The following is a 12,862-nucleotide window of genomic DNA, read 5'->3' on the forward strand; positions in this document are numbered from 1 at the left end:
TACTCGTGAGCGTAAATCTATACGGTATGCCATCCTTCAACTCCCTTAGATTTCCCCTTATTATACTGCTGGTTTTTAATTGGAATGACTATACCACCGCTCTGCTCAGTTTCTACACGAATTGGGAAGTCTAGTAAGGTAAGCAAGATTTGCTTGTCAAGGTTGAAGGATCTTGCCTATTCTCCTGCCCACCCTGCGATCTGCGCTACGATCTCAGAAGCCGGGTTTCTCCGAGAAACCCGGCTTCTGGAGACTCTTCTCATGCCCTTTCTGTTTATCGCCCTAATGTCGCCGGGTTACCCAAGTCAAAGAGTCCGGCGATACAACCGGTCATTAAAGTGGCGAGAGTCGCGGCCCAGAGGGCTTTGAAGCCGAGGGAGGAAACTTCCGATCGCCGTTCGGGAATCAGGGAAGAGAGTCCGCCAACGAAAATCCCATAGGAGGCAAAGTGAGTAAACCCACAGAGAACATAACTGACGATGAGCATGGCGCGATCGCTAATGGCTCCTGTACGACTCAGATTAGCGAGACTAATATAAGGTGGCACATTGGTTTCAAACACCCGACGACCAATAATCACGGAAGCTTGCCAAATTTCATTAATATCCAGAGATACCCCCGTCAGAATAGTTAGGGGAAAAAACAAAAATCCCATGATATTTTGCAGCGTAACTACTTGAAATACCGTACCGACTGGTGCAGGTAATCCTGATAGGCTATCAAAGCCCATATTAATTAGCGCCACTAAACCCAAAATGGCGATAATTACAGCCGCAATACCAACGGCCATTTTCACCCCATCTAAGGCTCCCATAATCAGGCTATCCATGGGATTCGGTCGTTTTTCGGGGTCTTGCTCTGGCTCTTCAGGAATTTTGCCCAGGGTTTCAGGCACTCCAGTTTCCGGAACCAAGATTTTTGAAATCACGAAACAAGCGGGAATGGTCATAATTGAAGCGGAGACCAAATGACCGGCAATGGAGGGAAAGACAGGGCGTAAAAACCCAGCATAGAGTCCGAGAACAGAGGAAGCAATAGAACCAAAACAACTGGTGAGAATGGCACAGATTTCGCTGCGTGTCATTTTAGCCAGGAAGGGTTTAACGGCGATCGCCGATTCAATACCGACAAAAATATTGGCTGCTCCGGATAAGGATTCTGCCCCACTAATTTTCATCGTTTTCTGGAACAGTTGGGCAAAAACCTTGACAATCGGTTGAATAATATTCAATCGATACAATAGGGCGACTAATGCCGAAAAGAAGACCACTTGAGGTAGGGAGCGAAAGGCAAAGATATAGCCCGGATTGAGATGATCTGAGCCAAGTTTATCGCCAGGGATCGCCACATAGGGTTGACCGACTGCACGCATAATCCACCGTCCTGCCGGCCCCGGGCCAAGCACTCGGTTAGGATTAGGGACAAAAGCAGAAGTATCGCCACCAAACAGGAAGCGAGCGCCTGCTTCTGAAGCATCTAAAAGGGCATTGAGCAGATTATTGAGTTGGGCAATCAGATCGCGCGTGGGGAGAACAAAGACTAAGAGTCCGATCGTCATTTGTAGAGTAATGCCAATGGCGATCGTTCGCCAGGGAACCACTTTGCGGTCTTCGGAACCAACCCAAGCAATCAGACATAAGATAACGATTCCGAGGGCGGAGATCAGGTTTAAAATGGGATTCATGGGCAGAGTGCTTCCTCACAGTAGCCAGCCAATCCGGTGATGTCACACCACGTTGATTATTATCAGACTCCGGAATTACACCGATGTCAAGTCTAGGATAGCCATCATGGATGAAAAATTAGTGTTCATGGGTTTAAGCTTAGGGTATAAGCACTCCGTTGGTTTAGGGAGAATTTTAAGGTTTATGGAAGCGTTTGATATTCATCCACCAGCTTGGACAGAACAAGCTACCCATGCATTCAAGTTCTGTTGTCCTCGCTGTGCGGCGACTTCGAGGCAAGCTGAACGGGTGTGGTTAAATCGGCGATCGCCCGTTTACACAGAAGGCAATCGCCGTAAATGGCAAGAATTTTATTTATGTGAATGCGGACAAGCCTGGTGGGGTTGGAGCAACGAACGTCCTCCCTCAGAGTTGGCGGGGGAGGATCTTCCCCAACCCCAACCCCCGAATCCCTTTGATGGTCTTTAAAGGGAATTGGGATTAGGGTTGATCGACGGCGACTTGAGGTAAGCCCATACTGTAATTCACTGCCCGGCTTTCCAGGTTATAGCTGAGTTCCCCTTTTTGGAGGAGCGATCGGACAAAATGCTCCAAATCCGACCCAATCCGACGCAGATTATACTCGGTTAAATCCTGTCCTTCATAGGCTGCAACCAACTCCTCAAACTTACCATAGACTTCTTTTAGGGACGAATCTGTCCAATTTAATTCATTATCTGGGTCTACATCCAGAGTCAGCATATTGTCAGATGGATTGAGTTCTCCCTTTTCAATAACAGCCGTAAAAATGCGGATATGGCGGGTCGTAGATTTGAGTAACATATAATAGTCAATAAAAAACAGCCTATAGGTATTCTGTCATTGCTAGGCAAAGGACGCAATCTCTAAGCTATCTTAGGCAAAGATGCCATTGTATTGATCGCCCAGAAAGAATAACTTCAGAGCAGTTCCCGCTTCCCCCATGGCCAAAAGTAAACTCAAATCCAAAGGAAAAGCACCGAATCTAGCCGCCCTAGTCAAACCCCCTCCGACGAAAGAAGAACTAGCTGCCAAAAAACGTGAAGCTGCCAATGCGCGCAAAAAGTTCAATGGAGTCCTCGGACAGGCGATCGGAATTGGCTCTGTTTTCGGTTTAATTGGGTTCGCCGTTATGGGCGAACCTTCATTTTTCGTAGCCGGATTATTTGGGATTGGTGTTCTCATATTTGCCTTAAATTATCCCATTCAAGCTCTATGGGCTTTCTATATCTATATGCCCTTTAGCGGCACTATTGTTTATGGAGTGGGAGGAGGAAATGCACTCCTCCAGTTAGCCAAAGATGCGTTTTACATTCCCGGATTAATGGGCATCTATCAATACTGCCAACGATATCGTTTGCCGTTCCTTGTGCCCAAACCCCTAATTCCCTTCATATTTTCCCTATTAGGGTATTGTGTCTTTATCATCCTAGTCATCAATACAACTGGAAAAACTTACGGAGGAGATAAACCGATCTTATTAGGGATTTTAGGCTTAAAAGTATTCATGGGATACATCCCCTTAATCAGTTGTGGATTTTATATGATTCGGGGGAAAAAAGAATTGCTTTGGATTACCCGGATAACGACTATTTTAGCCCTTATCACCTGCGTATTATGTGTAATGCAATATCGATCGCTCTTATCGGGTGCCTGTGAAGGCACTCGTAATGCAGTAGGAGACGATTTATTCAAAGCAAGTGTCGAAGCCAGATGCCTAGTTGGAGGATCTTTAACTTACAGTCCCCAGGTTGGTCAGATCCGTCTCCCCAGTACCTTACCTTCCCCTTGGCACTGGGGTTGGTATATGATTTGTAGCGCCTTCTTTACCTTTGCCACTGCTTTTTGCGATCCTTCTCCTCTATGGCAAATGGCGGGATTTGCTGGAATGGGATTAAACTTTGTTTGTTCTGTGATTTCAGGACAACGAATTGCGACAATGCTTGTCCCTGTCGTAACCGTTATTTTACTGGTGCTTACCGGTCAAGTTGCCAACCTAAAACGGTTCATTCCCATTGCAGTTGGATTAACCTTACTCTTGGGAGGTGCGGCGGTAGCTTTCCCCGATGTTGTACAAGAAAGATGGGATAGTTTAGTCGGTCGATTGGGTGCATCTAACCCAGCAGATTTTATTGCTGAACAAGCCGAACATTCTGCGAAGGAAGCGGGTTTCTTTGGCAATGGATTAGGACGGGCAACGAATTCGGCTAGAATATTTGGTAAAACTTTTTTGGTGGAAACTTGGTTCCCAAAAGTCCTCTTTGAATTAGGAAAACCAGGGCTTGCCTTATTTTTACTGCTGGTTACTGCTCTGACTTGGCAAACGTTTAAAGCTTATCGTTCGGTGAAAGATAAAAGCTTACGCAATTTTGGCGCTTGTTTTTGGGTATTTATTCTAATTATTAGTTACCAAACTTACTGGTATCCATTAGATACCGATCCGGTATGTGTCTACTATTGGTTATTTGCTGGTATTACCTTAAAGTTACCTGATATTGATAAGGAAGAACAAAAGAAACAGGAAGAACTGCAAGCGCTTCTGGAAGCACAAGCCGATCCGAAAAAACGCAAGAAATCTAAATCGGCTAAACCTGGCAAAAATGGGCGTAAATCGAGTAAAAAGAAGAAATAGAACTATAATCCCTGAGCGATCGCCGAATAAACAATGAATTTACCTTTTCTATCTGTGATTATTCCTACCTATGGGAGAGAAGAACCCCTACTCGATAGTATCCAGGATGTCCTGAAGCAGGATTATCCCAATTTTGAGGTATTAGTAGTCGATCAAACAGCCGAGCATAAGCCGGAAATTCAAGCATTCTTGGATGAGATGGCTAATTCAGGCAAAATTAAGCTGTTTCGGGTCAATTGGGCGAGTTTACCAGGAGCGCGAAATTATGCAGTACGGCGCTCTAGCGGAGATGTGGTGCTATTTATTGATGATGATGTGGTGTTACCAGAAGGCTATTTGATGGCCCATGCGCGCAATTACGATCGCCCGGAAATTGGTGCAGTTGCTGGTCGTGTTTTTGACCGCATGAAGTTGGGCGAGTCCAAGAATAATTATACCATTGAAGAGTTACCGCCGCAAGCTTTTGACCCTGGAATTGCTTGGTATCACATTGATTTAGTCCATACGACAAAAGCCCAGGAAGTCATTTCTGCACGGGGATGTAATATGTCCTTCCGCCGTGACATTTTTAGCAAACATGGCTTGGAATTTGATGAGCGATTTCGCGGCAGTGCGGTACGGGAAGAGTCCGATTTTTGCCTGCGCTTGCGCCAGACGGGATACAAAATCTGGTACGATCCAGAAGCTAATTTGGTGCATTTGGGGGAAGAAACCGGAGGATGTCACGATATTTCCACGCGATCGCTAGAATATCAGATTACCTTCTACCATAACCACTTTCTTATGGGACTCAAGAATTTGACCGTAGGTCAACAAATCCGGTTCTTTAGCAAGTTATTTGACTGTCACGTTTTAGGTCATCCTCCCTGCAATAAAAGTGGCTCCCCCATCAAAATTGTTAGTCGCGCAGGGTTCTACACCATGGGTTACTTAAGTGCTTGGCAGACTCGGCTCAAAACATTATGGAAAACAGGGCAAACCTATAGCCAACAAGATGAACAATGGCAAGCTTCTGAATCGGTTTAATGGTGTTATTAGAGTCTAAACAATCATGAAAATTTTAATCGCCAGCCACACCTACATTGTCGATCTCAATCGAGAGAAATTAAGAAAATTAGCCCAACTCGATCCAAGCATAGAAGTAACCGTGGTTGTCCCCAAGCGATGGCGACCGGGAGGCGTGCAAAACAAAATCATTGAAACCCAACCCGTTGATGAGGGGAATTTTCGAGTTGTTCCCCTATCAAACTTGAGTGAAAATAACCAAGGCTTATTGACTTTTGGGCTGGATTTAGTGCAACTCCTCAAAACCTTGAAACCCCATATTTTGCAGACTGAGCAAGGAGCAAAAGCGTTTAGCCATGCAGAATTAATTACCCTCAATAAGCAACTCAACTTGAACGCCAAAAATGTATTCTTTACTTGGTGGAATTTACCCTATGAAGTCAAATTCCCCATTTCTGTGTTAGAGGGATTTAATCTTAAACATTCCCATGGTATTATATCGGGCAACCAAGACGGAGCCGATGTACTGCGCGATCATGGCTATGATGGCCCCATCAAAGTGATGCCTCAACTGGGGGTAGACGAGCAGTTATTTTCGCCCCAAGAGCAACCGGAGTTGAGAATATCTTTGGGCATTAAGCCTGATGAATTTGTCGTGGGGTTTGTGGGGCGGTTTGTGGAAGAAAAAGGACTTTTGACTTTATTCAACGCCTTGAAAAAAATTACGGATTATCCGTGGAAATGGCTGTTGCTCGGTCGAGGCAACTTGAAGCAAGATCTTTTAAACAAGGCTTCAGAAGTTGGATTGCGAGACCGGTTGATTTGTGTGGAAAGTGTTCCCCATGACCAGGTTTATCGCTATATTAATTTAATGGATGTCCTGGTTTTACCGTCTGAGACCACCTATAAATTTAAGACGCTAACCGCAGCCGGTTGGAAAGAACAATTTGGCCATGTTCTGATTGAAGCGATGTCTTGTAAAGTGCCGGTCATTGGTTCTGATTCTGGAGAAATTCCCCATGTGATTGATGAAGCGGGATTGGTATTTCCAGAAGGGAATGTGGATGGTTTGCGAAACAGTTTGCGTCAAGTAATGGAAAATCAAGAATTCAGACAAGATTTGGCGCAAAAAGGTTATGAACGGGTGATGCTTCACTATACCAATACGGCTTTGGCTAAAGAACAATGCTCTTTTTATGAACAGTTGCTGTAGATTCATTCACGTTTAGTTCTTGTATTTTCAATTGATTTTCCGAAACGTAGATCTTGCCCCATTCCCTATTCCCTAGCGCAAAGCGCTGTAACCATAATGCGCGTTTTACAAATTGTTCCTTCCATTTCTCTCGTCTATGGTGGTCCGAGTCAGATGGTCAAAGGGTTGTCTGCTGCCTTGAGTAATGAACCCGGTATGGATGTGACGATCTTAACCACAAATTCTAATGGTGATACGGGTGAAGCGCCGTTAGATGTGCCCCTAGACCGCCCTGTGGAGGAAAATGGCTATCAGATTCGCTACTTTCGCTGCTCCCCATTCCGACGCTACAAATTTTCCCTAGATTTATTACAATGGCTGTCCGAACATGCCTCAGAATACGAGATTGCCCATATTCATGCCCTATTTTCTCCGGTCAGTTCGGCTGCTGCAACGATCGCCAGACAGAAAAGACTCCCGTATATTATGCGTCCTTTGGGAACGTTAGATCCGGCGGACTTACGCAAAAAACGCCAACTGAAGCGCATCTATACAGCTCTGTGGGAAAAGGGCAATATTAAAGGAGCTGCAGCGATTCATTTTACCAGCAGCATTGAAGCGAAAATTTCCGATCGCTTTGGCACCGATACCCCAGGCGTAATTGTACCTTTAGGGGTGCAACTGCCCCAACTACCAGAACCGGGCATGGCTAGAGAAAACCTGAATATCCCTGCCGATAAACCCTTAATTCTCTATATGTCGAGAATTGACCCGAAAAAAGGCTTGGATTTGCTCATTCCTGCTCTGGAAACCTTGGTGAATGAAAATTTTGACTTTGAGTTTGTTTTAGCGGGTGGGAATCCCCAAAATACCGCCTATGTGGAGCAAATTAAACAGCAGATCCAATCCTCTACCTTAGCCTCCTGTACCCAGTTTCCGGGGTTTGTCAGGGGAGCGGAGAAAGCGGCGCTGTTGCGAGATGCGGATCTGTTTGTACTGCCGTCCTACTATGAGAATTTTGGCATTGCTGTCGCTGAGGCGATCGCCTCCGGAACCCCTGTCGTTATCTCCACAGGCGTTTATATCTGGGAAGAAATCCAAAAAGCGGCGGCTGGATGGGTGTGTGGTTGTGATGTCAATTCGCTAACGGATAGCTTACGACTGGCTCTGAGCGATCGCCAAGAACGACTGAAACGAGGAGCAGCAGGGGCACAATACGCTAATACTCACTATAGCTGGTCGGCGATCGCCCAACAAACCATCGGCGTTTACCAACAGTTCGCGCGATTGTCCAGTTAAATTACTGTCCTGGTTTTCCCACTCCCTTCTCCATCGACTACCTATAGTAAAAACATCAGGTTAGAGAAAAAACCGAGATCGCATCTTTCCAGGATATCTCTCACAGGCGATCGCCCTCTGTCCTCACCGTCATCACCCCCATCTCCAGAGCATCCTAGAACTATAGCCGAAATCATCCAGACGAAACCTCTAACCTCTCGTATGTTTTTGTATTTCCTGTCGAGGAACTCAACCGATGAAAGTACGATGGAAAACCCTAATCCCCAGGATAACCCTATGGTTAGCCTTAGAAATCGTTCTTAGTTGCTTAGGACTCGATCATCTCGCTGATTACAGCGAGTATGTCTTGGAAAAGAAAGCGATCTCTACATTAGTCGTGAGTCATGGGTAATGAGATTTTGTCTGGATCGATTGTAGAGGGTTGAGTGAATTTCCAGCGATCGGTTAAAGTGACTCACATTTGGGCGATTTTGATCTCTAGCTTTGCTGCCATCGACGCAAATATATACTATTTTCCTGGCGAACAGGAGGATTTGTGATCGTGAATTGGGATTATCGTGTTTTTTGTGAAGACAATGGTGATTATGTGATTCGTGAAGTGTTTTATGCAGAGGATGGTTCGATTCTAGGATGTACGGAAAATGAGGTGTGTCCTACAGGGCGATCGCTACAAGAGTTAACTGAGGATCTGCAACTCTTTAGAGCAGCTTTAACTCAACCAGTTTTGAGAGTCTCCGATGTGCCACTATATTCCAAGCAACGAGAAGATAGGAAAACAGAGAAGAAGACGATTTCTCACGAACAGGTTTTAGCCCAATTGGGATTGAGTGAATTTCCGGCGATCGGCTAAAGTCAGTTACATTTGGGCGATTTTGCTCTCTTGCCTAGCTTCCAAAGCTAGATTTTCTGACCGCAATACATTACTATAAAGTTAAGTAATAATTTTTAGTCTGACTCATGAAACCGATCGAACTCCTCGCCATGGGCACTCTCCTCCTGTGCCTCACTGTCCTGAGCCTCTGCGCTCCCCAAACAGCCCTTGCAAACCCCGATCCTGGTCAACTCTCCCATGCCATCGAAGAAATTGAAAACTTAGATGCCATGCGCTCTGGGCTAGCCTCAACCCTCAAAGACAGAACCAAAGCCATTACTCCACAAACCTTCAAGCAAGTCTGTAAACCCGTAGGTATGAAAGCCAAACAACTGAGCCAAGAAAACGGATGGCAAGTGAAACAAATAGCAGTCAAATATCGCAACCCTGCCCATGCTCCAGACACCCCAGAAGCAGAAGCGGCCCTTGAACTGCTAGATAACTATCCAGAACTGATGGGATTCTGGCAAGATGAAACTCTTAATGGTCAACCAGGACAGCACTACTATCGCCGAATTAATGTAGAAGCCACCTGTTTAGGCTGCCATGGCGCAAAAGCAGCACGGCCAGAATTTGTTAAACAAAACTATCCCCAAGATTTAGCCTATGACTTTAAAGTAGGAGATCTTCGAGGCATGTACGCTGTCTTTATTCCCGATCCTGTCGCTTCTGAATCTGAATGAACGTCCTAACCCACCCTTCTCTCCTTAAAGTCCCCTTTTCTCAGGAAGATTTAAGAGAATCGTGTCCAACTCACCCAGGAAAACACAGGGTCATTGCTTTTCTCGTTGCCCTGCTGCTCTTCCTCCTCCCCTCTACCCTTTTGGTTTCGCCACCCGCATCGGCTCTGATTCGCCAACAACTCGAAGCACCAGGACAAACCCTCTATCAATCTCGCCATAGCTTGCGAGATAGGAGTGGCAAAACCTGGCAAGTGATTCTCTTTAAGCGGATCAAAGTGGGAGAATTAGCCAATGTTCAGTTACGTTTAGTCGGATTTCCCGAGCAAACGGTTTTTCAACATCCTGCTCCTCTCAACCTCAAAGATAGCCAGAATCAGCAGTTGAGTGCCTCCGATGTTTTTGCAGATAAAGCTCCTGCCCCCAATGTGGGACAGTACGAGCTAACCGATATTCTGGATTTGGTTTCCGCTTCCGGTTCCCTAGAGCTATCTTTACCCGTGGAAAATGGGGAAACTCGGATCTCGGTTCCTGCTGTGATTATTCTGGAATGGCAATATTTAGCTCATGAATATTAATACAGCGCTTTGCTTGCGTTATAAGCGACAGTGTTGAATCCCCATTCCCTATTCCCTATTCCCCATTCCCCATTCCCCATTCCCCATTCCCTATTCCCCATTCCCTAGCGCAAAGCGCTATATGAGGATGCTTTTAACCAGAATCTTAAGCTCCTTAGCTGTGCTGTACAATCAATAGGCAGCTTAAGACAGACACAGACCTATGGCGATCGCGTATAGTCGATGGATAAGAGTGCTACTGGTGGTCATGGCGATCGCCTTATCCGCCTGTAGCCCTACCCAGTTTCGCACATCTGCCGCTGAAGTGCCCCAACTGGTGCAAGCCATTCTCAGCGATCCCAAAACCTTTAACTACGCCCTCAGTCAAGAGACTCCCAACATTTTTGGACTCACCTACAAAGGACTGATTGAGACCAATGGTTTAACTGGAGAAATTGAACCCGGATTAGCCCAATCTTGGCAAATTTCCAACCAAGGTAAGCGCATCATCTTTACCCTCCGGGAGGATTTACAATGGTCCGATGGCTCTCCCCTCACCACCGATGATGTCGTGTTTAGCTACAACGATGTTTATCTCAATGAAGCCATTCCCACCTCCGCTCGGTTTGTACTGATGATCGGTGAAAGTCGCGCCCTACCGACGGTGAGAAAATTAGACGATCGCCGAGTCGAATTTACGATCCCCGAACCCTTCGCCCCATTTTTACGCAGTACCGGCTTACCGATTTTACCTGCCCATGTCCTTAAACCGACCATAGAAACCCAAGACTCCGAAGGGAATCCCATCTTTCTCTCCACCTGGGGAACCGACACCCCAGTCGAGCAAATTGTCGTCAATGGCCCCTATCAATTAGAGCGATATAATACCACCCAACGGGTCATTTTTAAGCGAAATACCTATTATTGGAAAAAAGACGAAGGGGGCGATCGCCTCCCCCATATCGATCGCATCATTTGGCAAATTGTCGAATCCACCGACACCAGCTTTCTCCAATTTCGTTCCGGGAGTTTAGATTTAGTCGATGTTTCCCCAGAATATTTTTCTCTCTTAAAAAAAGAAGAAGACCGAGGAAAATTTATCATCCACGGACGACAACCCACCCTCAGTTCTGTATTTATCACTTTTAATTTGAATAAAGCCAGTCGCGATGGCAAGCCATTGGTCGATCCGATCAAATCCCGATGGTTTAATAACCTTAAATTTCGCCAGGCAGTTGCCTACGCTCTCGACCGACAAACCATGGTGAATAATATCTATCGCGGTTTAGGAGAACCCCAATATTCTAATATTCCCGTCCAAAGTCCCTACTATTTCTCCCCGGAAGAGGGATTGAAAATCTACAAGTTTAATCAAGAAAAAGCCCAATCCCTGTTAGAAGAAGCCGGTTTTCAATATAACAGTACAGGACAATTGGAAGACGATGCTGGTAATCTGGTTCGCTTCACCCTTCTGACTAATGCCGGCAATAAAATTAGGGAAGCATTAGGCGTACAAATTAAGCAAGATTTAAGCAAAATTGGCATTCAAGTCGATTTCCAACCCATTGCCTTTAGTACCTTAGTCGATAAACTCGGTAATACCCTGGATTGGGATGCTCATATTATTGGCTTTGCCGGGGGTGGAGTTGAACCCAATAATAGTGCCAATGTCTGGTCACTTGATGGTTCATTACATAGTTTTAATCAACAACCACAACCGGGACAACCTCCGATTCAAGGATGGAAACCCGACCCTTGGGAGCAGAAAATTGCCGATTTGTATATCCAAGGGGCACAAGAATTAGAAGAAAGTAAGCGTCGGCAAATTTATGGAGAAGTTCAACAATTAGTCAAGGAAAACTTACCCTATATTTATTTGGTGAATCAACTCTCGATGACGGCTGTGCGCGATCGCATTCAACCCATTCAGTATTCTGCCCTTGGTGGGGCATTGTGGAATCTCGATGAACTACAGATTGTTGATGAGTAATGAGTAATGATTAATGAAGACTTACGCGCCCTTTTAGAAGCAGTAGCAGGGGGGCAAATCACCCCGGAATCTGCCCTAAACCAGCTCAAATACTTTGATTTTGAACCCGTGAGCGAATTTGCTCGGATTGACCATCATCGCGCCCTGAGAACCGGTTTTCCAGAGGTCATCTGGGGACCGGGAAAAACCCCCGATCAAATTGCCCAGATTATGAATACCATGCGTCAGGACAATCCGATCGTCATGGCGACTCGCATTGAACCCGATGTCTATCATCAATTAGACGATCGCGTGCCCCATCTGATCTACTATCCCATGGCTCGGATTTGTGCGATCGGCACTCCCCACATTCGTCACCCCGGAACCATCGGTATTCTCTCCGCCGGAACCGCCGATTTATCCGTCGCCGAAGAAGCCGCCATCACTGCTGAACTCTCAGGCTTTCACGTCCAAAGACTCTGGGATGTTGGCGTTGCCGGTATCCATCGCCTCCTCAGCAATCGTGCTGTTTTAGACCAAGCCCATGTCCTCATTGTCGTCGCCGGTATGGAAGGCGCTCTCCCCAGTGTCGTCGCCGGTTTAGTCGGCTCTCCCGTCATTGCCGTACCCACCAGTATCGGGTATGGAGCCAGCTTTAACGGGTTAGCCCCCCTGCTCACCATGCTCAACTCCTGTGCAGCAGGCATTGGAGTCGTCAATATTGATAATGGCTTTGGAGCCGCCATTTTAGCCGGCCAAATCCTCAGAACTGCCCAACGGGTAAATAGGGAATAGGGGATTAGGGAATAGGGAATAACCTGAATTCGGGATCAACAGCGACTCTTTCCTAAGAGTGCGCTCCGAGCCACCACTCCTTACGCGAGGGGTCTGGGGAACGAGAGCGTTCCCCAGTAGGGGGTTTGGGGGACTAGTCCCCCAAAGAGATCTCGCACT

The 12,862-nt window shown here is 46.2% G+C and carries 13 protein-coding genes; 11 read left to right on the forward strand and 2 right to left on the reverse strand.

The genetic code is table 11. From position 1 onward, the window contains the following. Positions 1-274: 274 nt before the first annotated feature. Positions 275-1,684, reverse strand: coding sequence for a NupC/NupG family nucleoside CNT transporter (locus tag AC3A14_RS21510; protein WP_318734410.1), 1,410 nt, complete (start codon positions 1,682-1,684; stop codon positions 275-277). A gap of 184 nt (positions 1,685-1,868) precedes the next feature. Here AC3A14_RS21510 and AC3A14_RS21515 point away from each other — a divergent pair, with 184 nt between their 5' ends. Continuing rightward, positions 1,869-2,153 (forward strand): hypothetical protein, encoded by a 285-nt coding sequence (locus tag AC3A14_RS21515; protein ID WP_413038623.1) that lies wholly within the window; start codon positions 1,869-1,871, stop codon positions 2,151-2,153. A 12-nt stretch (positions 2,154-2,165) separates the two neighbouring features. Here AC3A14_RS21515 and ndhM read toward each other — a convergent pair whose 3' ends face one another. Then, positions 2,166-2,507, reverse strand: a complete 342-nt coding sequence (ndhM, locus tag AC3A14_RS21520; protein ID WP_318701821.1) for an NAD(P)H-quinone oxidoreductase subunit M — start codon at positions 2,505-2,507, stop codon at positions 2,166-2,168. A 139-nt stretch (positions 2,508-2,646) separates the two neighbouring features. On the opposite strand from ndhM, the gene hpsL reads away from it, so the two are divergent. From hpsL to larB, 10 genes are all read left to right on the forward strand, one after another. Next, positions 2,647-4,335 carry a hormogonium polysaccharide biosynthesis protein HpsL gene (hpsL, locus tag AC3A14_RS21525; RefSeq protein ID WP_318734407.1) on the forward strand — a complete coding sequence of 563 codons (1,689 nt, stop codon included), beginning with the start codon at positions 2,647-2,649 and terminating at the stop codon, positions 4,333-4,335. A gap of 33 nt (positions 4,336-4,368) precedes the next feature. Continuing rightward, positions 4,369-5,361, forward strand: a complete 993-nt coding sequence (gene hpsN, locus AC3A14_RS21530; RefSeq protein WP_318734404.1) for a hormogonium polysaccharide biosynthesis glycosyltransferase HpsN — start codon at positions 4,369-4,371, stop codon at positions 5,359-5,361. Positions 5,362-5,386: 25 nt separating this feature from the next. Continuing rightward, on the forward strand, positions 5,387-6,553 hold the full coding sequence (gene hpsO / locus AC3A14_RS21535; RefSeq protein ID WP_318734402.1) for a hormogonium polysaccharide biosynthesis glycosyltransferase HpsO: 1,167 nt from the start codon (positions 5,387-5,389) through the stop codon (positions 6,551-6,553). 96 nt (positions 6,554-6,649) lie between these two features. After that, positions 6,650-7,831, forward strand: coding sequence for a hormogonium polysaccharide biosynthesis glycosyltransferase HpsP (gene hpsP / locus AC3A14_RS21540; protein ID WP_318734399.1), 1,182 nt, complete (start codon positions 6,650-6,652; stop codon positions 7,829-7,831). A 235-nt stretch (positions 7,832-8,066) separates the two neighbouring features. Further along, positions 8,067-8,222, forward strand: coding sequence for a hypothetical protein (locus AC3A14_RS21545; RefSeq protein ID WP_318734397.1), 156 nt, complete (start codon positions 8,067-8,069; stop codon positions 8,220-8,222). Positions 8,223-8,372: 150 nt separating this feature from the next. Further along, positions 8,373-8,681 carry a hypothetical protein gene (locus tag AC3A14_RS21550; RefSeq protein WP_318719871.1) on the forward strand — a complete coding sequence of 103 codons (309 nt, stop codon included), beginning with the start codon at positions 8,373-8,375 and terminating at the stop codon, positions 8,679-8,681. A 107-nt stretch (positions 8,682-8,788) separates the two neighbouring features. Then, complete coding sequence (locus AC3A14_RS21555) at positions 8,789-9,385, forward strand: Tll0287-like domain-containing protein (RefSeq protein ID WP_318734394.1); 597 nt, start codon at positions 8,789-8,791, stop codon at positions 9,383-9,385. Beyond that, positions 9,382-9,960, forward strand: a complete 579-nt coding sequence (locus AC3A14_RS21560) for a DUF3122 domain-containing protein (protein ID WP_318734392.1) — start codon at positions 9,382-9,384, stop codon at positions 9,958-9,960. Before AC3A14_RS21555 ends, AC3A14_RS21560 begins: the two co-directional genes overlap by 4 nt. A gap of 202 nt (positions 9,961-10,162) precedes the next feature. Beyond that, positions 10,163-11,929, forward strand: a complete 1,767-nt coding sequence (locus tag AC3A14_RS21565) for an ABC transporter substrate-binding protein (protein WP_318734389.1) — start codon at positions 10,163-10,165, stop codon at positions 11,927-11,929. Positions 11,930-11,935: 6 nt separating this feature from the next. Beyond that, positions 11,936-12,703, forward strand: a complete 768-nt coding sequence (larB, locus tag AC3A14_RS21570; RefSeq protein WP_318734387.1) for a nickel pincer cofactor biosynthesis protein LarB — start codon at positions 11,936-11,938, stop codon at positions 12,701-12,703. The last annotated feature ends 159 nt before the right edge of the window (positions 12,704-12,862 follow it).

It is taken from the genome of Roseofilum sp. (assembly GCF_982964205.1).